Origin of the sequence: Adonisia turfae CCMR0081 (assembly GCF_011009555.1) — a bacterium.
In the GTDB taxonomy this organism is placed as follows: domain Bacteria; phylum Cyanobacteriota; class Cyanobacteriia; order Phormidesmidales; family Phormidesmidaceae; genus Leptothoe; species Leptothoe turfae.
Genome location: NZ_QXHD01000004.1, coordinates 2848891 through 2875833 on the forward strand (window position 1 = coordinate 2848891; position 26943 = coordinate 2875833).

Consider the following 26943-nt stretch of genomic DNA (forward strand, 5'->3'; position numbering starts at 1 on the left):
CTTCGACGGGTGCTCATGAGCTTCGACATGCAGCAGGCAGAGACATGCTTGCAGTCTCTAGACCTGGTTATGTTGTTTACGGATGTGCTAGGGTGGGTCACTCCGGCTAATGGACGTGCGATCGCAATCAGAGCGTTCAATCACCCTTATCGTGCCCACTGCATCGCTCAGCGAGGTGATGCCCGAGTTTGGGAAATCAAGCTCAATAACCCCGAAGTTCTGACTGCAAAGCTAAAGACAAAACTCTATCAGTCCATCCATAAAAAATATCCGCATCCTTTAATTGTCTTTATTGATCGTCAGCGATGTCGGAGTCTTTGGTACTGGCAAAGCGCCTCTAAAAGTTCTCACTCAATGGTCTTTATCCCTCGGCAACCCTTAGCCGCATGGGAAGCTCGATTAAATTATTTGGCCGATTATAGCCCTGATTCAGGTTCCCTCGATTTACAGTCACAGTCTGTCAGCTGTGCTGAGTTTACTGAGCAGTTGCGACAACAATTAAATCATCTGAGTGACGGGATTATTGGGATCCCTAACAGCCATGATCGACGTTGGTATGCGGCTATATTATTGCAACGTTTGATTATTATCCACATACTTCAGCGGCGTGGATTTCTAAATCAAGATATTTGGTATCTGCATAATCAACTGGGGCGTAGTCAGCAACAGCAGCGAAATATCTTTTTTCGACAGGTGCTTCAGCCCCTGTTTACTCAAGGGTTATCTCTGCCTCCTCTTGAGCGTCCTCGACGGATTAGTTGGGCCGGTCAAATTCCTTACTTAGGAGACGTTTTTTACACCCATCCTCTTGAGCAGCAATATGGCGAGTTGGACATAGCTGATGCGCTGTTCGAGTCAATCTTAGTGTGGTTTGAGTCCCCCTTATGGCAACAGTTGACTCATTGCTCTCAAATCAGCACCATTGGTCTGGCGTTTGAACAAGTACTGATAGAGGGGCAGACTGATCATTCGGAGAATGTGACGGATGCTCTCGGTGTTTGTTGTGAGCTAATTCTTAATAAGTTCATGCTCTGTCATCTTGAGGTTGATCAAGGGCAAGCTGTGCCCGATTTCTGGGATATTCTATTTCGTGGACATCCTAGGCATCTACGCCAGCTAGTGCAGGACATTTTGCCGCAGTTTTCCGTTCTAGATCCAGCCTGTGGTGCTGGTACTTTGCTGCTGGCATTACAGTATCGGCTCGTTGACGTTTACAGTGCACTAATTGGGCAATTGGCCCATCAAGTTGACAGTCAGCTTGATATTTGGGTTAAAGGAGTACACACAGAACACCCTTCCTTGCTACAGACCATCTATCGCCGCGTCTTTAGGTATGGTCTTTATGGTGTGGACCTCAATCCAGCAGTGATTGATATCGCCCGTCTTCAGTTGCTGCTGGGATTGGTGACCATGGCGCGGCAACCGCAAGATATTGAACCCTTACCCAGTCTCGATTTCAATCTTGTTACGGGGGATAGCTTAGTAGGATTCATTCGGGTAGATGAGGCTGGATTTGATCGATTAAGAGCTTCAGAAACTCTGCTGCAGGGCAATTTGTTGCAGCCTTTAGCGGCTGAAAGCTATCGCACGATTCTCTCAGAGAAAAATATTGCTCTTGAACATTATCGGTCTCAGTCCTATGTGTTGGAGGAATTAAGTCAGGGTATCCCCCATTATGCTCGACTCGAATTTTTTCGAGATCAGATTAGTCGCCTTGATGTTAGAGCCCAGACCAAACTGAACGAGCTGTTGCTCACTGAATTTAGTCAAACCCTAGGTATCCAATTTAGAGAATCTCAATTACTGGAAGCTCCACGGCGGCGGTTGCTGCGTATTGAGGATATGACAGTCCTACGTCCTTTCCATTGGGGATATCACTTTAGCCATGTGCTGGAACAGTCCCATGGGTTTAACGTGATTTTATCTAGGCCTCCCCAAGGCTCGTTTCGACCCACTACCCAAGAATTTTTTCAACGCTTTTGTGACTTGGCTAAACGAAAAAATATTGATGTTCATACGTTTAAAACAGCTAAACGTTCGCTGCTCAATACGGATGCTGAAATTGCGAATGCCTGGTTGTTGTACCAAAGCCAATATTCGTTACTAACCGATTATTTTTATCGTTCCCCACAATATGATCACCAAAGCCCTTTGCTTAAGGGGCAGCGGCAGCGGACTCAATTGCGTCGACACTGGCTTTTCATTGAGCGATGCTATCAGCTTTTGGCTCCTCAAGGCATCTGTGGCCTGGTCACATCCAATGACATCAAACATAGTCCTAGGGGAGTTGCTCTTCGCAGTTTGTTAGAGAATCAAACGGATAGTGGTTTATTAATGAATTTAGCGGGTGCACAACTTTCTTCTGACCAATGCTTTCTTTGGTTTTGTAAGCAGTGACCTTGGGGTGAACCTATTTTGAGTATTCGACGGTTACACCTAAATCTTTTTCTAGGGTGAGGCAATTACGCCCATCTCCTACCCTGAGTTGATAGTCCACACGATCCATTAGCTGGTGCAGGATCAACCAGCCATAGCCTCCTTCTTGAGGGGAATTGGGGTTAGGCGTGCGATAGTTACGCATATCAAAACCATGGCCTTCATCCCAGACTTCTAGGGACAAGAAATAACCTTCAATACCGAGGCGTAGAACAACGGGAATATCAGGACGGTCTTGATGGGCATGGCGCACAATATTCGAATAAACTTCAACAATGACCAGTCGCAGTCGGCTTTCAACTTTTTGCCAATCTAGATCGGTATCGCTGCCTATTTCGGCTTTGAGTGAACTGAGTAGCCAATCTTCCACTACAGCCAAAAACTTTAAGTCACTGGGGATAGCAAGTTCAGTTTTCATAGCTAAAACCCTACCTCCAAAGACAAGATGGTTTGATCGTCATGTTGTTCGTTGGCTGTGGTATTCAATTGAGCCAGCAATTGCTCAAGATTCAACCCAGTGGTCTGTTTTTGCAGTAGCTGCCACAGGCCCTGTTGACCTAGCATCTTGTGCTGGCCATCAATGGTCACTAAGGCCTCAGTAATGCCATCGCTGGCCAATAGCAGAGCATCCCCATCCTTTAATGCTAGTTGGCCTGCTTGAGTCTGCCATTTCGGTAAAATTCCGAGGGGAACGCCGTTACCTTTCCTTAAATAAGTAGGTTCTGGTGGTGGCGCAGTGCCTTGCATTAAGAGTTTTTGGGACCACACCACTGGATAAACGTGGCCTGCGTTGGCATAGACTAGCTCCTTACTGGTGGGGGTGTATCGCACCAACACCATGGTAATCATGTGTTCGTTATTGACCAGATCAGCGTTGAGGGCCTGATTCAGGTTTGCCATGACGGTTTCAGGCCCCGGTGGTTGGCTGGCCGATAGTTCTCGACGCAGCAAGGAGATAGCACTAGCCATAAACAGAGCAGCAGGAACTCCCTTGCCAGAGACATCTCCGACGGCTAGCCAGATATTGCCTTGGGGATGGATAAAAACTTCGTAGAAATCACCCCCAACGGCTCGTGCCGCCTGACATTTTGCTTGAATTTTAAGACCAGGGATATCGGGCCAAACTTGGTGGAGCAGTTTATGCTGAATCTGCCGTGCCACCTCCAGCTCCGTACGCATCTGTTCAGTTTGTCGCTGGATATGATGGTGAAGTTTCGCCTGGGATATAGCCATCACTACTTGCTCAGTGATGCTGGTAAATAGGCTGACGGTCGTACTGTCCCATGTGCCTGCGATTTGGTACAGGGCAATCGACGCTAAGGGCTGATCTCGATAGGTAAACCTTGCCGCTAAACGAGTTAGGGAGGTATCTCCATGGGGGAACTTGTCTAACACGAGTTCCTGGCAGGGGGCACCTACTTCTGCCAAGTCAGCCATGGATTTTTCTGATTTAGCATAGGTGACCGGTTTGGGTGCTTCTCCGACTTCGACTGAATCCACGGGATATAAAACGGCATAATCGGCCTCAAAGGCTTTCCCTAGGGCCTCTGCCACTGTTTGGAGGGTACTGGCATAGTCCAGAGAACTCCGAATCGTTGTGGTAATTGAGTTATATAGCGATTCTTTTTTGAGGGACTGAGATAGGGCGCGAGTGCGTTGCTTGACAATGCGATATGTGTTGGCGGCTTGGTCAATAACTTGACGTAACTCGTTAGGTTTCCACGGTTTGGTAATGTATTTGAAAACTTTACCCGAGTTAATTGCATCCACTAAGTCTTCAACATCGGTGTAGCCTGTGAGGACAATACGAATGGTGTCGGGATATTGATCGGTGGTGAGGCTTAAAAACTCCGTACCATTCATTTTGGGCATGCGCTGGTCGGAAATAATGATCGCCATTTCACCGTACTGTTTAAGGCACTCCAGGGCGTCTTGACCACTACTGGCCCGATAGACACGATAGCTACGCCTAAAGGTGCGGTGCAGCAGCTCTAAGTTATCGAGTTCATCGTCGACAACAAGTAACTTGAGCTGTTCATGAGTGGTGGAACTCATACTATCCTGTGGGATATCTGATTCTCGGGGCATATTAGGGCCAACCTTGGGAAGATAATCACCAATTCACCAATATTTACCAGTCAATCTTAGTGTGCCCAGGGAAATCCTAGGGAGACTGTGCCCATTCCCATCAAAATTAATGCATTTCGCGTATATATAGGTGATGGACGTTCGGTTAGCTTTAAACTATGGTCTACCTAGAGATTTCTGCTGGTCGTTGATAACTATGGCTAAACATTCCTCAATTTGTTTAGGGCTTTCTGCAGTTTTTTCCATGGCGATTGCTTTATCGGGTGGGTGGGCTTATGGTCAGTCATCCCATCGTGATTTGGTTGAGGAGTTAGCGCAGCTAGATCGAGCAATTTGTCTTCAGCAGTGGGACCAAGCGATTAATATCACCAGTAGGTTGATAGCTTCTGCCTCTGTGTCATCTAGTTATCGTCAGGAATTGCTGAGTTTTAGACATCAGTTACAGGCATGGCGCATCAGTGAAACGACTCCTATCGTGCAAGTCAATTGCGATCGCACTCTCCCCATGTACCTCACCCTTACGGCTCCCGAGCCTGCTCAACCTCAGCCCTTAGATTGGAATAGCGCTTTAGCTACGTTTCGCAATTCTCGCCCCATTGTTCAGTTTGATAGCGACTTTGATCCAACTGACACCTTAATTCCGCCTGAACTAACGGTGAACAGCCCTGACGCCCTAGTGGATTTTGCGATTCCCGTCGATACGACTGATGGTTTTAGTGTGGTGGGTGGCAGCATTAATAGCAGGCCGCAGGTATATAACCTGCTAGCTCGTTTAGGCGATCGCATATCCCTGGAGATAGATGTTACCCGGGCCTATATGGGGGGGGATCCCCATCTACTCCTATTCGATCACAGAGGGCGTTTGCTTGTGCAAAGCGAGATTGATGCTTTGCAGGCGTCAATTCAAGATTTTATGATTCCTAGCACGGATGTCTATTTTGCTGTGGTGAGTCCCCAAGGTACCAGCCCTATTCTGGATGCTGATGGTCTGATTGTGGGCTGGCAAACTAGTCAAAATAATAGCTTTGACTATACAGTGACCCTGACAGGCGTGACACCATATCAAGCGTTGTTGCCCTAGATTTGTTAACGGGTTGTGTCTTAGGCATAGGCTCTTTGAAGATGTAGAGCCCATGCCTAAATACGTTCTGCTAGCCGTAATTTTGCAGAGCGAGCCCTGGGATTGTGCCGCAATTCTGCCTCGCTAGCAGTAATCGGTTTTTTAGTTAAAACCTTGAGCTGTTCATGGTTCCGTAAGCCATGTTTGACCCGTCGATCTTCAAGGCTATGAAAGCTAATGATGGCTAGCTTGCCTCCTATTTTGAGCCAGTTAGGTGCTGTTTCGATCAGCTGTTCAAGCACGTCTAACTCTCGGTTAACGGCAATACGAAGGGATTGAAAAACCCGGGTGGCAGGATGAATGCGACCATGACGATATTTCCCTGGGACGCTAGCTGCGATCTCAGCAGCCAGCATGGTTGTGGTTTGAAACGGTCGACGCTCCACGATCCGACGGGCAATCCGGCGGGAGAGGCGTTCCTCACCATAGTGATAAAAAATGTCTGCCAGTTCACGTTCTGAACTGTGATTAACCAAGTCAGCCGCTGTCAGGGGTTGGTTGGGGTTCATACGCATATCCAATGTCCCCTCATGGCGAAAACTGAAGCCTCGCTCAGGTTGGTCTAGTTGAGGGGAGCTTACGCCCAAATCTGCCAGCACGCCGTCAAAACCTTCGTCAGAAGGCTCAAAATCCGCAAAGTTACCATGCCAAAACGTCACCCTGTCCCCAAATTCCGCCAGGTTCCGTTGAGCGGCCTCTAAGGCCATAGGATCTTGATCTAGAGCCATCAAATGAACCGTAGGATCAGTTTCTAAAATCAAACGACTATGGCCCCCACCGCCTACTGTGGCGTCCAAATAATAACCATGGGGTTGAGGGGCTAACCCTGTCAAAACTTCCTCTGCAAGGACAGGTTGATGGTCAAAGGGCGTAGCTGAATTTAACGGGTCATCATTACTGACAGTATTCACGGATCGTCTCGTTGCAATTGGGACTGCATCATACCGCAGTGATGAGCTTGGCAAATGAGGTGAATTAATCGCTATATCTTGCTAGCGCAGAAAAATTAGGCAACAATCAGATCTACTTAATTGAGCTATTGCGCTTTTATTCAAACTTTCAGCGAAGAATCTTGCTAAAGTAAATCAGAGAATAATACGGCGTAGTTTCTATGACACGGCTCGAAACCAGAACAGAGCCCATGGTAATCAACCTGGGTCCTCATCATCCCTCAATGCACGGTGTGTTGCGACTCATCGTTACCCTCGATGGTGAGGATGTGATTGATTGTGAGCCCGTGATTGGCTACCTGCATCGCGGCATGGAGAAAATTGCCGAGAGCCGTACAAACGTTATGTTTGTGCCCTATGTTAGCCGTTGGGACTACGCGGCTGGCATGTTTAATGAGGCAATTACTGTCAACGCTCCTGAGCAGCTGGCTGATATTGAAGTGCCTAAGCGGGCCAGCTATATACGGGTGATTATGCTGGAGTTAAATCGCATTGCGAATCACTTGCTCTGGTTGGGACCATTTTTGGCTGACGTTGGTGCTCAAACCCCCTTTTTCTATATTTTCCGTGAACGGGAAATGATTTATGACCTGTGGGAAGCGGCTACAGGGGCAAGGTTAATTAATAATAACTATTTTCGCATCGGTGGTGTAGCAGCAGATTTACCCTACGGTTGGGTCGATAAGTGTGAAGACTTCTGTGATTACTTTTTACCCAAGGTTGATGAGTACGAAAAGTTGATTACCAACAACCCAATTTTCCGTCGTCGCGTTGAGGGTATTGGAACCATTACCCGTGAGGATGCTTTGAATTGGGGGCTTTCAGGTCCTATGCTGAGAGGCTCTGGCGTTAAGTGGGACCTGCGCAAAGTTGATCATTATGAATGCTACGACGACTTTGACTGGGAAGTACAGTGGGAAACTGCTGGAGACTGTTTTGCCCGTTATATTATCCGCGTACGTGAGATGCGGGAATCCATCAAAATTATCCGTCAGGCCTTGAAAGCGTTGCCTGGTGGTCCCTACGAGAACCTTGAGGCCAAACGTATGGCAGAGGGGCCTAAGTCTGAATGGAACAGCTTTGATTATCAATTTATTGGTAAGAAGATTGCTCCCACATTTAAGATTCCAGCAGGTGAACACTATGTTCGCTTGGAAAGTGGGAAGGGAGAACTCGGAGTCTTTATTGTTGGAGATGACAGCATCTACCCGTGGCGTTGGAAGATTCGTGCACCTGATTTTAATAACCTTCAGATCTTGCCTCATCTATTGCGGGGTGTGAAGCTGGCCGACATTATGGCAATTTTAGGAAGTATTGACGTGATTATGGGCTCAGTAGATCGCTAAATCGTTTTTTATGCGGCCCTGAGATTAAGCCGCTGTTAGGGATGGTGTGTAAGCAGCATCCCTGTTTTTATTCTGAACTACTGGACTCATCATCAATATTGCAGTCAGTAGCCTGATTTACTGAGTTGATATAGCCTTCGTGAGCAGTTGATCCATCGGGGTAGGTGACAAAGGCCATGTCAGCCTGATCAAATCGAGTGTTGCGAGTAATGGCGTTGTACATGTCGGCGTAGCGCATATAGGCCTTTGTAAAATTAGCTCCGCTCATATCAGCTGCCCGTAAGATAGTGCCATAGAGACTGGCGCTTTCGAAGTTGCTGTTGACTAACCGAGCGGCACAGAGGTTAGCATCACGCAGTTCTGCATTAGTCAGGTCTGCCCGCTCTAAATTGCTATATTCCAAGGTGCCCTGGAGGATTTTGGCATTGCGTAGGTTAGCTCGTACTAAGCTGGCCTCCTCTAAATCAGCTCCTCGCATGTTGGTGTAGCTCAAATCCGCTTCATCCAACTTGGCTTCTCGGAAAACAGTATTAATCAATAAGCTATTACTAAAGTCAGCTCCCCGTAAATCGGAGCCAAAAAAATTGGCTCGACTCAAATCTTGATTGCTAAAATCCTTACCGCGCAGATCACAGCTAACACAGGTATAGTTTGGATGCTGTGGATCGGTCATAGCATCTAATGAATTATCCCGTTGAGTAACCGCTGCAGCAGGGTCGCTTGATTTTGATAGCGCCTTATTGACCTGTGGTAATCGCATAAGTAGTGGGGTCATGGCTGCAGATAAAATCAACAGGGTTAGCAGAAAGTTAAGTTTCATAGGCCATGCACTGCCGATAATAAAAGTTATCTAAAAAATCAAAATTATGGGCTCGTTTTAGAACCCAGAGTCAGAATAAAAACCTCTACCATTTATACCTGTCCTAATCCAAAGGACGCACACCAGAACATTCAGACCATGGTTATAGGTTTTACCTATCTAATAATCAATAAAAATTGGTTTTAATTATGCTTGACTCTAGTGTGTGTATTGATACCCTGAAGTTGAGTTCTTGTACCATCTGTTTCCATTATTCTTTATGGGATGTCGGCAACAGATGAGTCTGTTCTTATGGCTTTCTTAAACGGCCTCCTGACGTCAACGGTTTTGGATGGATTGTTTAAGGGGACCCTACAGACGGTAGCTCAACCTTACGTTATTATTCACCGATTACAGATTGAATTCCATGGGCTCATCTCCCTTTCGTAGTATTTTCTTACCATCACTAGTGTCATCCGGGTTGGCATTTGTCGTTATTACGTTACCGTTGTCGATGGCAAATTCAGTACCCACTTGGGTGTCTCCTAGTCAGGCTCGGGGTGATTTAGTTAGCCCTCTAGATAATTCGGCTAAGCCAATTATTCGTTACATTGGGTTGGCCATTCTGGGTAGTGTGGGGACTGGCATGATAACGGCAGACGTCTTGCGACGTCTTTACCGACGCCAACGTGCTCTCGCTGCAGTGCCTGCTCCATTTGAAGCCCCTTTAATTGAGCCAACTACTACTTCAGAGGAGAAAACGTTTACTAGTTTCGACGATTCGGTGTCGCCTTCTATGGCGGTGGGTAGCTCAATGACATTAAATGGGCAGAGCTTATTGGCGACAAAACTGGCCCCAGGTCAAACAGTTGTTCATTTTAGAGGATATACCCAGAATGGTACTATTGACGGTCTTGAGTTAAAACCGATTTCTCTGGATGAGTTGATGCAGTTGGATGCCGATGTCACTCCAGTCGATATTCCTATACTTACGTTTCTAGAGCAGGTGGATCCGGCGCATTTAGATACTGGTGATGCCATGGTGTTTGGTGTACGTTATCAAAATAAGTACTACTGTTTATGGCGCAGTACATCAGACCAGGAAAAAGTGTTGGGATGGGCGAGACGTCTCATCCGGCAACATAGAGATGTGATTGTGACTCAGAATAGTGAGGCGCAATATTCGCTATGGTATGTACCCCCCAAACATCTTAGATAAATTAGGTGGATATCAAGTGCCCACATGAGGGGCATACGTTAGATTCTTATATTTATTTCTGTTTTTTATACGTAATGAAGTATGGCTGACTTATCTTCCCAGGTAATTGCCGCATATTCTCAGGGACGACGAGATTTTAGCTACTGTAAGATGCCGGCTATTCGGATGTCTCAGTATGAGCTAACTGGGATTGATTTATGGGGCTGTAATTTAGCGGATGCTCATTTGGCGGATGTTGATTTTAGCCAAAGCAATCTGCGGGGTGCTGATTTACAACGGGCAAATTTACGACGAACGAATTTTCAAGAAGCTGATTTACGGGGGGCATGTCTCCTGGGTGCTCAGTTAGAGGATGCCAATTTTCAGGATGCGATCGCAAACTATCAAACCCAATTTCCGGAAACCTTTGACCCTGCCCAGGCTGGAGTTCATTATTTGGGGTCTAAAGCTGCATTAATTGATTGCAACTTGAGTGAGCGTGATCTAGGTGGTATTGACCTTAGCCATAGTAATTTGGCTGGTGCTCAACTAAAAAAGACAAATTTGTTGGGAGCCTGGTTAGTCGGTGCACAGCTTACCGAAGCGAACTTAAGCTATGCAAATCTGAATTCCAGCAATCTCTCCAACGCCAACTTGCAACGGGCCAAATTCAAAGGTACTGATCTGACTAGGGCGAACTTATCAAAAGCCATCTTATTTGGTGTCGACTTAATTCATGCAGAGCTAAAAGAGAGTTGTTTATCCGGAGCTGTGTGTGATCCATCTACCCAGTGGCCCGAAGACTTTGATTGGGAGTGGGCTGGGGTTTATTGTCTAGGACCCAATCAATCTTTGTGGGCAGCTGATCTAAGTAATCTGGCGCTCGTTGGGGTTGATCTTAGCGGAGCTAACCTGGTCGGCGTTAATTTTACAGGGGCCGATTTATGGGGAGCTAATTTGCAAGGGTGCGATCTGCGAGATGCCTGTTTAGCTGGTGCAAATTTATGGGGTGCGAACTTGGTTGATGCAGACCTGACAGGAGCCGAAATCGACACCGCTAACCTTGAAGCTACCATGCTTTCCTAGGTGGTTTGAGCACCCAAATTGTCTCTAATATAAGAATTCTGTAGGTTCCGCAGGACGATTTGTTTGCCGTTCCTTAGGAAAGTCGACTTGATAAGGCAAGGGTGGTTCTTCAATGAGAATATGCCGGGTGCCCCAACCATCGTTATAGAGCTCAGGGCGTGCGCCCACCAGATTATCTACAGGTATATCTAGCACTTTTTTCATTTCTAAATAGCGCCGACCTTCAAAGGTTGTCTGGAGCAGTTCAGGGGATACCTTGAGACCTTGTTGCGCAAGAATGCGCTCTAGAGTGGTGAGCTGATCTAATGGAGTGTAGGTAGCCATAACAACAACTGTGTCAAGGGGTTCCACATCCATATTCAATTCTGACTGATCAAGCTGCCAAGTTTCTTTTCTGCTGCCATCATCAGCCAGCTGTTTGAAGGTCAGTTCTCCTTGCCAGCGACCATTTTGTACGTTGACGACCTGATAGTCCAAGATTGAATAGGTGGGTTTAGGTTCTACATTGTCATCAGTCGGCGAAAGCTGTCGCATTGCCAACACATTAAGTTCCGTTTGGTTAGGAAAGTTAGCTGTTCCTTGTAATTCATAGGTATAGTTATTCCTGCCTGGTTCTATGGTGAAGTCCATTTCAGCCACAGGTAACCGATTGATTAAAACAGGATTATTAGGTGTCTCGATTGAAAAACCGCAGCCGCTTAACACACTACCTAAGCCGCCAAGCAGGAAGAATAACTTTAGTCTACGAAGACTAGATGGCGTCATTATATGGAAAGACATAGTCAGTAAATAGTAAGTCCGGATAAATTACGTGGCTGTACTTTTGTCAGAATTTTTGTCAGAGAACAGATAAGAGCCTTCTCGTAGGGAGTCTTTGCTTGAAGCTTTAGTAATTGGCTACTGCCATAAACAACGGTTACAACAATTTCTGTTGTCTAACCGGAAAGAAACTTCCGTTATCTCCGTCAGAACTAGGTGAAATAAGTCATAAAAATCACTTTATATGACTTATAAAATCACTATTGAATCCATAGATCAATTTTGGGATGGGGTTGTTCCTAATGAATAGAATTAGGCCTTTTCACCGAAAAAATATACAAATTCTAGTGTTTTTAATGATTCCTTTATGCGTGAATTTGCCCATCATAGGTCAGTATAGGTATTCGTTAGTTCGTAAAAAACTTAATTATGAATAACAAAATATAGTAGTCACCTTAATCGTATCTTGATCTATTTTTGCCGGATTGTGGCGATTAAGCTTGATATTTGATCTTGGAAGACTGTAAAAAAGCTTCTTAATGCATTATTCCTTAAACAAAATAACACTAACCTTTATAGAGTTCTCAGGGTGAAGACTGATCTATGTGTAAATCAATAAGCTACAGAGCAAACCCTTGCAAAGAATTTTCTGACTGGGTAAGACTTGATTGAGACCCGCCTAGGGTTCATCAGGGTTTGTATATGTTTTGAAAGGGCAAAAGAGCCAATAATTTGATTATTTTGACCTAGGTATGTATCTGGGGGGAGTGCTTACAGCAGTGTTTTTAAGGATAATCAGAAAACGCTTATTTATCTCGCTATTTTTATCTGTTCTATTAATTGTGACCACCTTAGGGCCTAGTATGGCTCAGGTGACGTCATCTCCAGGAGCTTCTGATGATCCAGCGGAGGCAGGTACTGCTGTTGATCGTCGTAATCGTAACGAAGATGGTGCAACATTAGGACGAGATCTTCTGCAAGATGCTCAAGCGGCTGAATTAGAACAGGAAGATGGCAGTCAATATATTCTTGAATTCAATCGTAGTCCGGTCGTAGGTACACGCCTGCGTCTAGAGGGTATTTATAATGAGTCTCGGTTAAGGTTTACACGGCCACGTAACTGGTCGGTTAAGTCTGTCAAGATTCTGTTGCGTTATCGTCATTCTGGGGCTCTTTACGCAACTCGCTCCAATCTGAACGTGATTGTTAATGACAATAATGTTGGTAGTGTACCGCTAAATCTGAAACAGGGTGATACGGGCACCATTGTTTTTGACATTCCTACACGTATTCTAAAAGATTACAACGAGCTCATTATTGCGGGTTTGCAGAATAACTCACCCACCTGTACCCAGGATCCATTTGACCCATCACTTTGGACAGAAATTTTACCGGATTCAAAGCTGGTATTTAACTATGACGCTGAACCGTTCCAACTGGATTTCAATAGCTATCCCTATCCCCTGATTGACGTGCTCAGTTTGGAAACAAACCACATTGATTATGTTGTTCCTACTGAGCAGGATCAAGCTTGGTTAACAGCTATTTCACGGCTACAGACATCTTTAGGACGTATTGCTGACTATCGCCCTTTAGAAACAGATCTAGTTGAAAAGTTTGATGATGTAGCTGATGGCAACCGAGTCGTAATAGTTGGGACACCTAGTCAGCAACCCATGTTGGAGAACCTTAATTTACCACTGACTCTCAAAAATAAGCGTTGGTTGGATAACAAACAGACACTAATTTCTTCTGATACTGGTATTTTGATGTGGACTGTGCTTAAGGATAAACAGTCCCCTGTATTAGTAGCAACAGGTAATGGATCTACTGCTGTAGATAAGGCAGTGCGGTTCTTAACACAGTCTCAAGATCGCAAAATTGGTGCCGGTCAAATTGTTTTGGTAGATGAGGTGGAAGAAATTGAGGCACCTGACATTCGTGATTGGCCTCGTTATCTGCCCCTATCTGATAATTTTGAGCTCAGCGATCTAACAGGATTTAATAATGAGCCGATTGATGATGTGGTGATTCGAGGTGCTCATGCGCCACCGTTTGAATTTGATTTTAAGGCGTTACCGGACGATCGCTTTTTGCCAGGAAATGTGATGACTCTGCGGTACACCTATGGTCCCCAGGTAAACCCGCTCACATCTCTAGTGGAAGTGCAGTTAGACGGTATTACCGTTGCTGGTCGCCGTCTCGATTCGATTGACGGTAAGCGGCGATCCACCTTGAAAGTGGAATTGCCAGAACAGCACATTACACCTCAGTCACGTTTAAAAGTTTATTTGAGATTTGATCCACGGGAACGTCGTTCCTGTAGCCGTGTTACAGACCACCAACTATGGGGCACCATCCACAGCGACAGTGCCTTTAATCTCAACCGTCAACAGGTGGCAAAACTACCGGATCTAAATCTATTAAAGGCTGGTTATCCGTTTGCAGCACCTCAAGATTTGTCTCGTACTACCATTGTGTTGCCCAACAAACCCAGTATGACTGAGTTATCGTTGATGCTTGAATTAAGTGAGCGTCTCGGTCGTTTAAGTCGTTCAGAAGCAGTACGGGTCCAGGTTTATCCGGTTGGCAAACTGACCCCGGAAATACGGGAATCACAGAATCTGGTGGCTATTGGATTGCGATCGCAATTTCCCTTGGTTGAAGCTTTAGAAGCTGCGGAGTTTAACCTGAAAGATGGAGCCCGCCAATGGGGTGACAGTCAGGTTCAAACGTTGCCTGATGCAGAGGGTGTTTTACAGCAGCAACTATCTCCGTGGAATGAATCACGAGTATTGTTGACTATGACAGCTCAAAGTGAAGATGGTTTGAAGCAGCTCCGCGATCTCTTAGAACTGGATTCCCTATTTTTCCAGTTGCAAGGGGACACGGTGTTAATTAGTGCCAATGACGAAACGCCATCTCCTTATGACGAAAACGCCTATAATCTAGAGTTCTTACAGCGTTCTGCCCAGCAAGATATTCAAGAAAAGAGTGCGTTTCAAAGAGCCATCACCGTCATTCAGGGTAATTGGTTCCTCCTGATTCCCGGTATCATTGTGCTCTCATTGTTGCTCTATGGTGTTCTCCAAGCATACTTAAAACGAAATGATGCTCTGACGGCTGCCCAAGGTGTTATGACCGATCCATCTGCGCCAGGAGAACTTTAATTATGGCTGAACGAATATTCATTACCCATCGATTGAGAGACTTTCAGTCTGTCTTCAAAACCTATCTGTCTAAAAGAGTTCGGCCTTTACTGATTGAACTGCTGATCATTACGCTCCCCGATTGGTTTGATCAGAGTTTGCAGTGGCTCAATAAACAACAGCTATTGGTGTTGGCATTGTGTTTAACCACATTTGCCTGGCCTATCATGACAGCGCGGCCAACAATTCTGCAGCAGGGACTGGTGGCGTTAGCCCTATTGGGTGTAGGTCAGGTATTGTTGCGGTTAGAAGATCGCCAGACTAGCCAACGAGTCAGTGAATACTTGCATTTGCTATTGATAGCTGTTAGTACCATCACAACCCTGCGGTATCTGTACTATCGCTCTAACTACACGCTTAACTTAGGTTCTTGGCTGGATGGTTTCTTTTCAATTTTGCTGTTTACGGCAGAGCTTTATGCAATTGCTACTCTGTTATTGTCCTATTTCCAGACCTTAAGGATTCGCGAGCGTAAATCTATTTCCCTCGATCGTTGGCCACAGGAGAAATGGCCTAAGGTAGATATTTATATTCCTACCTATAACGAAGATGTTGCCATCGTCCGTAAAACCGTATTGGGAGCCCTCAAGATTGATTATCCGGCAGATAAAAAGGTTGTTTATGTGTTAGATGATGGTCGTGCTGAAAAATATCGGGAACGTCGCCTTGCCCTAAAGGCCATGTGTGAAGAGTTAGGATGTATGATGCTGACCCGTGACAACAACGATCACGCTAAGGCTGGTAACATCAATACAGCACTGGACAGAACAGACGGTCAGCTAGTGCTTATTCTAGATTGTGACCATATACCGGTACGAGGGTTTTTGCAGGAAACTGTTGGCTTCTTCTTTGATAAAAAATTAGCTCTGGTACAAACTCCTCACTGGTTCTATAATCCCGATCCATTTGAGCGTAATTTACTTACTCAAGGGCAGATACCCGTTGGTAACGAGCTATTTTACAAGGTGTTGCAAAAAGGTAATGACTTTTGGAATGCAGCCTTTTTCTGTGGCTCTGCAGCCTTGATTCGTCGTAAGTATCTGGTTGACGTTGGAGGGATTGCAACCGAGACAGTAACCGAAGACTGCCACACATCTTTACGATTGCACTCTCTGGGTTATCGCACTGTTTACTACGACAAAATTATGGTGGCTGGCTTAGCCCCTGAGAAATTTTCCTCATATGTAGGTCAGCAGGTTCGTTGGGCCAGGGGGATGGCTCAGATTTTACGGATTGAAAATCCCCTGTTTAACCGCAAACTTAATTTGCGTCTATCTCAGCGATTTTGCTATTTCAGTGCCACTTCCCATTTCTTTTTTGGCTTTCCCCGGTTGATGTATGCAATTGCTCCCAACCTGTTTTTGCTGTTTGGGATCAACCCTGTAAAGGGTTTAGGTATTGAGACATTGTTCTATGCATTGCCGCACATTGTGCTCTCAATGCATGCGAATCATATCTCCTACAAACATGTTCGGTTTTCTTTCTGGAATGAGATTTATGAATTTGCAATGTCATTCCAGGCAGGTATTGTGACATTGCTGGCGTTGATCAATCCACATTTGGGTTCCTTTAACGTGACTGATAAGGGAGTCTCAGTAGAATCTCGTAGCTTTGATATCGATAGTGTGCGCTATCTTGTGGTTCTAGGAGCGATTACAGCTGCGTCTCTACTGACTGTACCTATCTGGCTAATTCTCAGCCCTTTGGATACTCAGGCTGTACTGATCAACACCCTATGGTGTGTGTTTAACCTTTCTCTGGTTTTAACAGCGTGTCTGGTGGCATTTGAACAACCACAGCTGCGACAATCTCACCGGTTACCGCGTGAGCTAATTGCTCGCCTTTACAGTGATGATGGTCAAGTTTGGGAAGGTACAACGATTGATGTTAGTGAAACGGGCGCTCAGGTGCTGCTTGATGTTTGGCCCAATGTTTCTGACCGGGTACAGCTAGAGATTTTGGGTGATTATGGAGCGATCGCCTTACTAGATGCAGAAATTGTCAGAGCTACTGCAACAGATGCCTTGCAGACAAAGCTAGCCATTAACTTTGTCAATATGACTCAAGCACAGCAAGATGATCTCGCCATTGTGATTTTTTCTGATGTGCGCAGATGGTATTCCCAAATTCGTGAAAATACTGATAACCCATGGCAGTCCCTCAGCTTTATTTTGATGAGTTTGAGGCGAGCTTTCCAAGAGTTACGCCCAGCTAATAGCGTTAAGATGCGTAAACAAGTTGAGGTAATGAGTGACCTTAGATGGAAAGGGTGGGGTAGCAATGTTCAAGCTGCTATGATCACTGAGCTGGGGTCAAGGGACATGCGGCTAGAGTTGTTGGGTGATGCTAGTACGGCGGCTATTGCCCTGCAGGATAATCACCCCCTGTTACATTTGCAGGTCTATCCACAAGTGGATAGCGTTCATTCCTATGATTTGATGGCTCAGGTTGAGCGTCTTGAACTCGTACCTAAGCTTTCAAGTACCTATAGTGGCTCGGTTACAAACGCAGATTTAAATAATCCTAGTCAACTCTCGGATTATCGTGTGGCTTTGGAACTTACGTTCCCTGCATCCTTGGATCAGCAACAGCAGAACCAAATTAAAACGTTACTCAGACAGGTTGCCTAAAGATCACTGCTCGTGTGATGGGTTTCTAAAGCTCATTTGTTCTAGTTCGCAACTGCGATTTTCATTATTATTTCGTCATTCTAATGGTGTACGTAGCCTGGTAATGTCCTGTGATCCTGGGTATAGGGAATTATTACCGTAGTTCCTTTTTCTGTTACCTCTTTTATGAAGACTTTGTTTGGGCGTACGTAATTTTACTGGTATTCTCAAACTAAATGTACAAACTTACAGTGCTATATGTTCCTAAACTAAGGGGGATATAGTGGCTTATTGCAGGGTGATTAAAATTTTGATAAATGTGACCTTGAAACAGGGTTCTTCCAAATAGATGGTCCGGACTAGGGAGCAAATAGTGGAATTTCTTCATAGTGAAGTTGTCGCATAAATTTATTTCTATTGCCGCATATATCTATTTCCATAGGAAAGAAACCATTTGTATGGTTATTGAGTCGAAAATGTATATATCTATTCGTGGCCGTGTGTAATAGGTGTACTACCCATTGCTTTGGTCTAATTTAGCCCTAAAGGGTTTTGGCTTTTTGCTGTATCGTTAAACATTCAGTTATGAACAGTCGTTCGATTGTGGGTTATGGTGCAACCCAGAAGTTACATCCTCTAAGCTTTTTGGCTCAGTTGATCAGTCGGCAGGTGAGTGGTCACTTCAAGTTGTACTCGGGGACTAACTCATGGTCGCTTTTTCTTAACCAAGGCAAGCTTAATTTTGCTACAGATACTGATGCGCCCTTTGATCGCTTAGATCGTCATCTTCAGGACTTGAGTAGTGAAATTTCTACTCTAGTAGGTGCTGTGCGAGTTCAACTACGGTTGATGTTTGAGCAGTCACCTAAGCAGGCTCCCCTAACGCCAGATTATCAGGCGATTAGTTGGTTGGTAGAGCAATCTCATCTAACGCCGGAACAAGCGAGTGGGTTGATACGCGCCATGGCGATTGAGGTAATTGAGTCCTTTTTGGGTGTGCAGGAAGGTAGTTATGATTTACTTGGTTTAGAGGATATTGGTGAGTATCCGGTTCTCTGTCAGTTAGATTTACGTCCTATTGTTGAAATCTGTCAACGAAATCGGCGGCAGAGCTTACTATCATCCCCCTCAGCGGTGGCAGCTGGAGCGCCAGTGGTTTCTGTACAGTCTGTAGCTGCCTCTGTGCCGTCTGTTTCACCTGCTGCTAATAAGCTGGTGGATTCTGAATCCACTGCACAAGCTGGGGCTGCTGTTGTTAATCCTCAGGCTCGAGATGGAGGCGCTAACATGTCAGCATCTTCTGATGCTCGCAGGGCTGTTTACACAATTGCCTGTATTGATGATAGTCCAACTGTTTTGAACGCAATTCAAGAATTCTTGAATGATAGAAGTCTGAACGTTGTCCCTATTAGTGACCCGGTCAAGGCGTTGATGCAGGTTATGCGCTGTCGTCCAGATCTGATTCTGTTGGATGTAACCATGCCTAATTTGGATGGCTATGAACTATGCTCTTTGTTACGCAGGCATCCAAGCTTTAGAAATACGCCCATTGTCATGGTGACGGGTAATACGGGCTTTATTGATCGCGCGAAAGCCAAGTTGGTAAGGTCTTCTGGTTATTTGACTAAGCCATTTAGTCAGTCAGAGCTCTTGAAAATGGTATTTATGCATTTACCGGCCGTGGGGCCGAGACAGTAGTGAGCTAAATTGCTCATCTACTTCAATGTTTCAGATTTTGTGATAGTTACTATTATGAACACTGAGGGCGGTTGGCCACACATTTGGGGGATGACAGACAGACTATGACGGTAATTAAAACGGCTACAGTGCTAATCGTTGAGGATACACCCTCTGAACGAGAATTAATTAGCCATTATTTACAGGAAGAAGGCTACAGTGTCATCCATGCTGTGACAGCGCAAGAGGGGTTAGATAAGGCTATTTCTAGTCAGCCGAGCGTCATTGTTACGGATGTAGTGATGCCTGGAATGAGTGGCTTTGAGCTGTGTCGAAGCTTAAAGCGTGCGCCTGAAACAGAGAAGGTTCCGGTGATCATTTGTTCATCTAAGGATCAGGCAATTGATCGCCTGTGGGGTATGCGACAGGGGGCAGATGCCTACATCACTAAACCCTTTGAGCGAGAGGAACTACTGAAGGTAATTAAATCAGTATTGTAATTTTTTTAGTGTGCGATCGCATATCGTTTGTGAGGTCACTATTTTGTCTGCTTTATCTCTGAAAAAAGACAGGCCTGTACTGGCAAAGTCATTCTTAAAGTTCCAGTTGGCTCCTAATGTTGTAGCCATGTTTCCTGCCCAGGCTGTTCAGGAAGCGGTCGTATTACCCACACGACGCGTGATGGCAATGCCCAATATGCCAGCAGCCCTCTTAGGGTTAACTAATCGCCGTGGCCGTGTATTTTGGGTTGCTAATTTAGTGCGCCTGCTGGGGTTACCAGTGCCCGATCACCACAGTCAACAATATAGCTTAATCATAGTTCAAGGACAGTCAACACCCCTAGCGTTACAGGTTGAAGCTATTGATGGTATGGTCAGCTTTCCACCGGAAGCTATTCATCCCCCTCCAAATAATGTGAGCAGTATTATTTTGCCGTACCTCATAGGCTGTGTTACTCACAACGATGAAACTATTTTTATATTAGACGTTGAAGCCCTGTTACAGTCTCCAGTGCTACAGGCACCCTAGGCTCTTCCCTTGATTAAGGTTGTTATTATCTTTTGCTGATTTCTATAGTTATCTACTCTGAGTCATTCGACGAATTGTTATTGAAACGCTATCTAAAGGAAACTTCTTATGGGTATGGATGTTGGTACGAACTCAAATGCTGAGTCTAACTCTGAGGTAGATGCAGTGGATAATACCCCTAACCAAGAAGATAGTTCTCAGCGTGATCGGTTATTGGATGGTGTTGTAGTGAAATCTGTAGACGATATTCAAGAAAATAATAATGGCTTGGAGGATGCCCGTGAGCACAATCCAAATCAAGAACTAGCTGCCCAATTAGAAGAGATTGCGGCGGTTAGTCGTCGTAATGCATCTCCTCCAACCTCGTCTAACGGTGTGTCAAAACCAATGGCCAATGTGCAAGATCAACAAACTTTATCTTATCGAGGCGTAAAATATCCTTCGGCAGAGGAGCGGTATGCCCCTGAGAATCTTAAAATTTCTCGTGGTAGCGCTCTACTACAATGGTTTTATGACTTACCTGTTAGCAGCAAGCAGCTAATTGGTTTAATCTCCTCAGAGGTTATCTCCGTTATTGGATTGGTTGGGGCAGGCTCACTCCTAATTATTAGCGGTGCCCGTCAGCAGTTATTAAAGCAAGCTGAAGCGGAACTAGCGGTCACGGATATTCAATACAACATTAAAGTCAACCAAATGGGGTTTGGTTTCCGGGGTCAATCCGAAAACACAGCCATTGTGACGCTGGCTGAGGGAGTAGCTAATGGTTCTGATATTAGTGCTAATCAGCGCGCAGTTGTTCGGGAGATTTTGCAGGGAGAAGTTGAGGCTCGCGATATTGAGTATTCTACGCTCATTGGCATAGATGGGAAAATCATTGTCAATGCCCAAACTGATCGCACTGGAGAAGAGTTTGATCCTTATGGGTTAGTTTCCCGTGTTGTTTCTGAGCGCCAGCAGATTAAGGCCAATGGTTTGGTTGAGCAAAGTGAGTTGCAACGCCAGGGAGTTGAGCTAACAACAGATGGAGATAAGGCGCTCATTCGATATGTAGCAACTCCTGTGTTTTCTCAAAACCAGACTGACCAATTAGTTGGGGTATTGATTGCGGGTGATCTCGTTAACGGTAAAACATCGATTGTTGAAGGCATTGTTCAAGCATTTGGAACTGGCTATGGCGCTATCTATTTGAGTGAAGGCTCCGATGATTTTCAATTGGCTTCCTTGGCTAATTTAGATGAAGGGGCCACTGAAATTGAAATTGGTGAAGAAGTTGAAGTTTATGATCAGAACCTGTTAGTAGCTGCATTAGACAGCCAAGGTGAAACGATTTCCCAACGTCTGGTGGAGTCCGAGGGTGATGCCTACGCTATGGCTGCAAAAACCTTGAGTGATATCAACGGTGAGCCGATTGGGATTTTAATCCGTGGGACTTCAGAGGCACGTTTACAGCAGTTAATTAATAGAAGTCTGCAGATTCAATTTTTGATTGCATTATTGGCTATTTTAGCTGATATCTTTTTAGCTCAGTTGTTGGGGCGTTCAATCGCTAGTCCGATTAAGCGTCTACAGCGTGCAACCGAGGCGTTTGCTGAGGGAGATCGTCAGGCAAAAGCCGATGTTTTTGCCAGGGACGAAGTCGGTCAGCTAGCAACTGCTTTTAACGACTTAACGAATACGGTGCTGCGTTCGGAAGGCACTCTACTGGATCAAGCGAGTGTCCAGGCAAGAGCGGCTCAACGGGCTAATCAACTAGCTAGTTTGACGAGTGACTTACGCAAAAATAATATCGATGAGGAGCGTTTGTACAGCATTGCTGTCAATGGTGTTCGTAAGGCGATAGAGACAGATCGAGTGATCTTTTATCGTTTTAATGAAGATTGGAGTGGTGAGATTATTTCTGAGTCCGTTGGCATGGGATGGCCTGCGGCGTTGGGGGCTACTATTAAAGATCCCTGTTTTGCTTCTGGCTATGTTGATCAATACCGTCGCGGTCGTATACAGGCAACCAGTAATATTTTTGAAGCCGGGTTGACTGAGTGTCATTTAGGTCAATTGACGCCATTTAAAGTTAAGGCCAATTTGGTTGCCCCCATTTTGGACAATGGAGAATTGATTGGTTTGTTGGTCGCCCACCAATGTTCGGGGCCCAGAGAGTGGAGTGAGTTGGATATTAGCTTCTTTAAGCAGGCTGCTTTGCAGATCGGTTTATCTATTGAACAAGTTAGTCTGTTCAATCAGAAACAGCAAGCACAGTTAGAGGCAGAGGCACTATCTGAGGAGCGGCGACAGCGCCAAGAGACTCTTCAAATGGAATTACTAGGTCTCTTAGACGATGTTGAAGGCGCTGCTCGTGGTGATTTGACGGTTCGTGCTGATGTTTCAGCTGGAGAGATTGGTACTGTTGCTGACTTCTTTAATGCCATTATTGAGAGTCTGCGACAAATTGTGACTCAGGTTAAAACTTCAGCGGTGCAGGTGAATACCTCTTTGGGAGCTAACGAGGTTGCTATGCAGGTGTTGGCTGATGATGCCCTACAGCAGGCAGATCGCACAACGCAGACGCTTGATTCTGTAGAAAATATGACCATGGCCATTACCCAAGCAGCTGATCGGGCCCAGCAAGCGGCCGTTGTGGCTCGTGAAGCCTCCCAGACTGCTGAAGACGGCGGATTAGCTATGGATCTGACGGTACAGAATATTTTGGATCTGAGGACAACCGTCGGTGAAACGGCTAAAAAGGTGAAGCGATTGGGTGAGTCATCGCAGCAGATTTCTAAGGTCGTTTCCTTGATTAACCAGATTGCTACCCAGACCAACTTGCTGGCTATTAATGCGGGTATTGAGGCGGCCCGCGCTGGTGAAGAAGGTCAAGGTTTTGCTGCTGTTGCTGAAGAAGTGGGTGAACTAGCAGCCCGTTCTGCAGCTGCGACTCAGGATATTGAGCGCATTGTAGACAGTATCCAGAGGGAGACTGCTGATGTGGTGGATGCCATTGAAAGCAGTACTTCTCAGGTGGTTGAAGGAACTCGCCGAGTGGATGAGGCGAAGCAGAGCCTGGCGCGTATGATGGAAGTATCTCAGCAAATTGATGCTCTAGTGCAGACAATTTCTGCGGCTACCGTTTCCCAGGTAGAAACAGCAGCCAATGTGTCCACACTAATGCAAGAAATTTCCCAAGTGTCTGAACGTACATCGATTTCTTCCAAAACTGTATCGGAAGCGCTACAACAGACGGTTGCAGTGGCTAAGGAGCTAGAACTTTCTATGGCTGCCTTTAAGGTGGATGATCAGGAGGCTTCAAAAATATCTCAGGAGCAATAACCGGTCGTTATTGAATGGAGGCAGAGCGAATAGTTTGATCGATAGGCAGTCACATAAGGCAGGTATCCAATAGGTGCAGCGTCATGGCGGTTGATAAAGAACTTGAAATTAAGCTTCAGTTCCTGGATGAAGCTGATGAGTATCTACAGACTTTAGATGGAGCCCTGCTGGATTTAGCGCAGAAAGGTGTACTGCGTAACGATATTGACGCAGCATTGCGCTCATCCCACTCGATTAAAGGTGGGGCTGCCATGATGGGGTATGTGCTGCTAAGTGACTTTGCCCATCGCCTTGAGGACTCATTGAAGGTCCTCAAACTGCAGCGCGATGGTTTAGTGATTGATGATGATTTAGAACGATTGCTACTGTCGGCGGTGGACATTTTACGTCGAATCATTGAGTGCGATCGCAACCAGAAACCACCTGACGAAACATGGCTGAACGGTACAGCCATGCCTATTTTTGAGCAGCTTTATGAGATTCTAGGAGAAGCTGATCCTGAAGACGAGAATATTTTATTGTCTTCAGATGAAAATCAGGATATTATTCCTGTTCTGTTTAGCACTGAGGTTGAAGGCTGTCTTAATCGATTAGAAGCGGCTATTTCTAGTCAAACGCCTCGGCTGCGTGAAGAGGTAGACATCCTGGCTCAGGAACTGGGCGGTTTAGGGGAAATGCTACAGCTCTCTGCTTTTTGTGAGCTGTGTATGTCAGTTGGACAGGCTATTAAGATGGCGAGTGATGACCAAGTTATGGAAGTGGCTCAAGCCGCTCTCACGGCCTGGCGACAGTCTCAGACTTGCATCTTAGATGGTCAAGTGGAACAGTTGCCCGTTGCTCTGTCGGGGTTGAGTTTTGAAGTGCCTGTAGTGACAGCTACCTCAGATATCTTTAGTGATGTCGATCTAAACGTCAGCGATCCGTTGGCGATGGACGATCCCATGCTCAATGATGGTCAGGGAGTAGAGGATGATTGGGCCACTATATTGGCTCAGGCGGAAAATGCACCCGTTGACCAGGATATTTTTGCGCAAGCCGCAACAGATAACTCGCAACCTACGGAATTTCTATTTACTGAAGAGATTCAGCCAACAGTACCTATTCAACCTGAAGCAGCAGATCCAGCGGTAGAGTCCGAATTATCAGGAGACGCTGTTCAACCAGTCAGACCGTTTGTGGAATCTGGTTCACCGTCTGTCGAGAAAGAGTCTGCTGCATCGCAGGCTGCATCGCAGACTGCATCGCAGGCTGCAGAATTTCGGTTTTCTAGCAAGTCCGGTAATGAGTCTAAGGTCGCTCCGGATGCACAGCAAGATACGACTGTAAGGGTTTCGGTGCGACAGCTGAATGAACTCAATGATTACTTCGGTGATTTAACAATTGAGCGTCATCGACTTGACAGTGAAGTAAAACGTCTGAGGACGTTGGTGAAACTGTTGCACGAGCGGTTGCGTTCCTTAGAAGAATCGGAAGAGGATCTGCGCGATGTCTACGATAAAACAGCCAGCAATAATCCACCGATGCTACCAGCTGCTGGTAATAATGGTTCTGTTGCCCTGGTCTTGAACCAAGGGGGGGGCAATGGCGTTACAACCCCTGGGTTTGATGCCCTAGAGATGGATCGCTATGATGAGCGACATCTGCCCTTCCGCGACATGATGGAAACCGCTGTCAGGTTGCGAGAAGTTGCTGACGATATTGAAATTAGTGTTGATACAGCCGAGCAATCATCACGCAATTTACAGCGTACTACTCGTCAGCTACAGCGTAATCTCAATCAGCTGCGCATGCGGCCTTTATCAGACATTACCAATCGCTTTCCACGGGCCTTACGTGAGCTGTCGCTAGAGTTTAGTAAGCCTGTGGAACTCAAGGTTGAAGGCGATAAAACTTTAGTTGATCGCAATATTTTAGAGTCCTTAAATGATCCCTTAATGCACATTCTGCGTAATGCCTTTGACCATGGTATTGAGGCTCCGGCAGAACGCCTAGCGGTAGGTAAACCAGAGCAGGGCACCATTACCATTAGTGCCCTACAACGTAGTAGCCGGACGGTGATCACAATTCAGGATGATGGTCGCGGTATTCCCTTAGAGAAAATTCGTGCTCGTGCGAAAGATATGGGATTAGATGAATCCCTATTGGCTACCGCAAGCGAAACTGACCTGTTGTCACTCATTTTTGAGCCTGGATTTAGTACGGCTAGTCAAGTGACTACGCTATCCGGTCGTGGTGTCGGTATGGATGTGGTTCGCAACAATCTTGAAGAGATTCGTGGTGATATTAGCGTAGCGACCAAAGCAGGGCAAGGATCGACGTTTACCATTTCGGTGCCTTATACGCTTTCTGTTACTCGGGTGCTGCTGGCCGAGAGTAATCGTCTCCCCATGGCTATTCCGACCGATAATCTTCAGGAAATCACAGAGGTTGCAGACGACGAAATTTACGACGATGCTGGGCGTGAAATGTTCACCCGTAATGGTGAGCCAATCCGACTGATCCGCATGGCTAAGTGGTTAGCATTTAACTGTGCTCGGCATATTGAAAGTTTGGAAATGAGCGCTAACGTGACGGTGCCGACAGTTTTGGTCTTCCGATATAACGATCAACTATTTGGCTTACAAATTGACCGCTCATGGGGCGATCAAGAGGCGGCGCTGCGTCGGGTGGAAGGGAATGTTCCTATGCCTACAGGATTTAACAACTGCACTATTTTGGGTGATGGACAAGTTGTGCCTTTGCTCAATGCTCCAGAATTTCTCCGTTGGGTGTTGAGTTGTGAAGGGTCCAATATCAAAGAAGCGTCAGTTCTATATGGTAATCCTCTACTCAGTGGCAAGCTGAGTGACCTGCAACCTGATGTAGCCGCCAGTGTGTCTAAACAACCGACAATCATGGTGGTGGATGATTCGGTCAATGTGCGACGGTTGCTGGCCCTTACGTTGGAAAAGCAAGGGTATCGAGTGACTCAGGCTAAGGATGGCCTAGATGCGTTGGAAAAACTCAATGCTGGCTTAGATATCAATGCGATTGTGTGTGATATTGAAATGCCGCGTTTAGATGGATATGGCTTCTTGGCTAAACTGAGGTCCCATAAGCGTTGTTCCCATATTCCAATTACGATGCTGACGTCGCGTACCGGTGATAAACACCGTCAGTTGGCGATGAAGCTGGGGGCCAATGCTTATTTCTCGAAGCCCTATCGTGAACAGCTGTTGCTGGATACTTTGGCAAATGCTGTGTTTAATGCGCCTTTGAATTAGGTTTTGGTGAGACGTTGCATGTAACGTCTGTACATTAGCCAAAAGGCAGTTTA

The 26943-nt window shown here is 45.8% G+C and carries 17 protein-coding genes; 12 read left to right on the forward strand and 5 right to left on the reverse strand.

Annotated features, from left to right (window positions below; genetic code table 11):
* Positions 1-27: 27 nt before the first annotated feature.
* Positions 28-2397 (forward strand): DNA methyltransferase family protein, encoded by a 2370-nt coding sequence (locus DXZ20_RS16550; RefSeq protein WP_163699320.1) that lies wholly within the window; start codon positions 28-30, stop codon positions 2395-2397.
* A 13-nt stretch (positions 2398-2410) separates the two neighbouring features.
* Here DXZ20_RS16550 and DXZ20_RS16555 read toward each other — a convergent pair whose 3' ends face one another.
* Together DXZ20_RS16555 and DXZ20_RS16560 are read right to left on the reverse strand one after the other, a co-directional pair.
* Positions 2411-2854, reverse strand: coding sequence for an ATP-binding protein (locus DXZ20_RS16555; protein WP_163667934.1), 444 nt, complete (start codon positions 2852-2854; stop codon positions 2411-2413).
* Positions 2855-2856: 2 nt separating this feature from the next.
* A complete protein-coding gene (locus DXZ20_RS16560) occupies positions 2857-4491 on the reverse strand; it encodes a SpoIIE family protein phosphatase (protein ID WP_163699322.1) in 1635 nt (544 codons plus the stop codon).
* Between the two features lie 277 nt (positions 4492-4768).
* On the opposite strand from DXZ20_RS16560, the gene DXZ20_RS16565 reads away from it, so the two are divergent.
* Complete coding sequence (locus DXZ20_RS16565; protein ID WP_163699324.1) at positions 4769-5605, forward strand: hypothetical protein; 837 nt, start codon at positions 4769-4771, stop codon at positions 5603-5605.
* A gap of 56 nt (positions 5606-5661) precedes the next feature.
* Here DXZ20_RS16565 and rsmH read toward each other — a convergent pair whose 3' ends face one another.
* A complete protein-coding gene (gene rsmH, locus DXZ20_RS16570) occupies positions 5662-6555 on the reverse strand; it encodes a 16S rRNA (cytosine(1402)-N(4))-methyltransferase RsmH (protein WP_163667942.1) in 894 nt (297 codons plus the stop codon).
* Positions 6556-6755: 200 nt separating this feature from the next.
* On the opposite strand from rsmH, the gene DXZ20_RS16575 reads away from it, so the two are divergent.
* Positions 6756-7940 (forward strand): NAD(P)H-quinone oxidoreductase subunit H, encoded by a 1185-nt coding sequence (locus tag DXZ20_RS16575; RefSeq protein ID WP_163667944.1) that lies wholly within the window; start codon positions 6756-6758, stop codon positions 7938-7940.
* Positions 7941-8007: 67 nt separating this feature from the next.
* On the opposite strand, the gene DXZ20_RS16580 is transcribed toward DXZ20_RS16575, so the two are convergent.
* On the reverse strand, positions 8008-8760 hold the full coding sequence (locus DXZ20_RS16580; protein ID WP_163699326.1) for a pentapeptide repeat-containing protein: 753 nt from the start codon (positions 8758-8760) through the stop codon (positions 8008-8010).
* 406 nt (positions 8761-9166) lie between these two features.
* Between DXZ20_RS16580 and DXZ20_RS16585 the strand changes: the two genes are divergently transcribed.
* Both DXZ20_RS16585 and DXZ20_RS16590 read left to right on the forward strand, forming a co-directional pair.
* Positions 9167-9958: a hypothetical protein gene (locus DXZ20_RS16585; RefSeq protein ID WP_163699328.1), complete on the forward strand. Its 792-nt coding sequence runs from the start codon at positions 9167-9169 to the stop codon at positions 9956-9958.
* 81 nt (positions 9959-10039) lie between these two features.
* Positions 10040-11023 carry a pentapeptide repeat-containing protein gene (locus DXZ20_RS16590; RefSeq protein WP_163667950.1) on the forward strand — a complete coding sequence of 328 codons (984 nt, stop codon included), beginning with the start codon at positions 10040-10042 and terminating at the stop codon, positions 11021-11023.
* A gap of 24 nt (positions 11024-11047) precedes the next feature.
* On the opposite strand, the gene DXZ20_RS16595 is transcribed toward DXZ20_RS16590, so the two are convergent.
* Positions 11048-11803, reverse strand: coding sequence for a hypothetical protein (locus tag DXZ20_RS16595; protein ID WP_163699330.1), 756 nt, complete (start codon positions 11801-11803; stop codon positions 11048-11050).
* An 842-nt stretch (positions 11804-12645) separates the two neighbouring features.
* On the opposite strand from DXZ20_RS16595, the gene DXZ20_RS16600 reads away from it, so the two are divergent.
* From DXZ20_RS16600 to DXZ20_RS16630, 7 genes are all read left to right on the forward strand, one after another.
* Complete coding sequence (locus tag DXZ20_RS16600) at positions 12646-14952, forward strand: cellulose biosynthesis cyclic di-GMP-binding regulatory protein BcsB (protein ID WP_250564717.1); 2307 nt, start codon at positions 12646-12648, stop codon at positions 14950-14952.
* 2 nt (positions 14953-14954) lie between these two features.
* A complete protein-coding gene (gene bcsA, locus DXZ20_RS16605) occupies positions 14955-17621 on the forward strand; it encodes a UDP-forming cellulose synthase catalytic subunit (RefSeq protein WP_163699332.1) in 2667 nt (888 codons plus the stop codon).
* Positions 17622-18185: 564 nt separating this feature from the next.
* Complete coding sequence (locus tag DXZ20_RS16610; protein ID WP_163660718.1) at positions 18186-19298, forward strand: response regulator; 1113 nt, start codon at positions 18186-18188, stop codon at positions 19296-19298.
* A 104-nt stretch (positions 19299-19402) separates the two neighbouring features.
* Positions 19403-19777 (forward strand): response regulator transcription factor, encoded by a 375-nt coding sequence (locus DXZ20_RS16615; RefSeq protein WP_006515139.1) that lies wholly within the window; start codon positions 19403-19405, stop codon positions 19775-19777.
* A gap of 43 nt (positions 19778-19820) precedes the next feature.
* Positions 19821-20306 (forward strand): chemotaxis protein CheW, encoded by a 486-nt coding sequence (locus tag DXZ20_RS16620; RefSeq protein ID WP_163699333.1) that lies wholly within the window; start codon positions 19821-19823, stop codon positions 20304-20306.
* 108 nt (positions 20307-20414) lie between these two features.
* Complete coding sequence (locus tag DXZ20_RS16625) at positions 20415-23627, forward strand: methyl-accepting chemotaxis protein (RefSeq protein ID WP_163699335.1); 3213 nt, start codon at positions 20415-20417, stop codon at positions 23625-23627.
* 83 nt (positions 23628-23710) lie between these two features.
* Positions 23711-26890, forward strand: a complete 3180-nt coding sequence (locus tag DXZ20_RS16630) for a hybrid sensor histidine kinase/response regulator (RefSeq protein WP_163699337.1) — start codon at positions 23711-23713, stop codon at positions 26888-26890.
* Positions 26891-26943: the final 53 nt, after the last annotated feature.

Bases quoted from the DNA above. Each gene is read 5' to 3' on its own strand.
- DXZ20_RS16590 (WP_163667950.1), top strand. From the start codon at position 10,040: ATGGCTGACTTATCTTCCCAGGTAATTGCCGCATATTCTCAGGGACGA.
- DXZ20_RS16585 (WP_163699328.1), top strand. From the start codon at position 9,167: ATGGGCTCATCTCCCTTTCGTAGTATTTTCTTACCATCACTAGTGTCA.
- DXZ20_RS16575 (WP_163667944.1), top strand. From the start codon at position 6,756: ATGACACGGCTCGAAACCAGAACAGAGCCCATGGTAATCAACCTGGGT.
- DXZ20_RS16595 (WP_163699330.1), bottom strand. From the start codon at position 11,803: ATGTCTTTCCATATAATGACGCCATCTAGTCTTCGTAGACTAAAGTTA.
- DXZ20_RS16560 (WP_163699322.1), bottom strand. From the start codon at position 4,491: ATGAGTTCCACCACTCATGAACAGCTCAAGTTACTTGTTGTCGACGAT.
- DXZ20_RS16580 (WP_163699326.1), bottom strand. From the start codon at position 8,760: ATGAAACTTAACTTTCTGCTAACCCTGTTGATTTTATCTGCAGCCATG.
- DXZ20_RS16550 (WP_163699320.1), top strand. From the start codon at position 28: ATGCAGCAGGCAGAGACATGCTTGCAGTCTCTAGACCTGGTTATGTTG.
- DXZ20_RS16625 (WP_163699335.1), top strand. From the start codon at position 20,415: ATGGGTATGGATGTTGGTACGAACTCAAATGCTGAGTCTAACTCTGAG.
- bcsA (WP_163699332.1), top strand. From the start codon at position 14,955: ATGGCTGAACGAATATTCATTACCCATCGATTGAGAGACTTTCAGTCT.
- DXZ20_RS16610 (WP_163660718.1), top strand. From the start codon at position 18,186: ATGAACAGTCGTTCGATTGTGGGTTATGGTGCAACCCAGAAGTTACAT.
- DXZ20_RS16630 (WP_163699337.1), top strand. From the start codon at position 23,711: ATGGCGGTTGATAAAGAACTTGAAATTAAGCTTCAGTTCCTGGATGAA.
- DXZ20_RS16565 (WP_163699324.1), top strand. From the start codon at position 4,769: ATGGCGATTGCTTTATCGGGTGGGTGGGCTTATGGTCAGTCATCCCAT.
- DXZ20_RS16600 (WP_250564717.1), top strand. From the start codon at position 12,646: ATGGCTCAGGTGACGTCATCTCCAGGAGCTTCTGATGATCCAGCGGAG.
- DXZ20_RS16615 (WP_006515139.1), top strand. From the start codon at position 19,403: ATGACGGTAATTAAAACGGCTACAGTGCTAATCGTTGAGGATACACCC.
- DXZ20_RS16555 (WP_163667934.1), bottom strand. From the start codon at position 2,854: ATGAAAACTGAACTTGCTATCCCCAGTGACTTAAAGTTTTTGGCTGTA.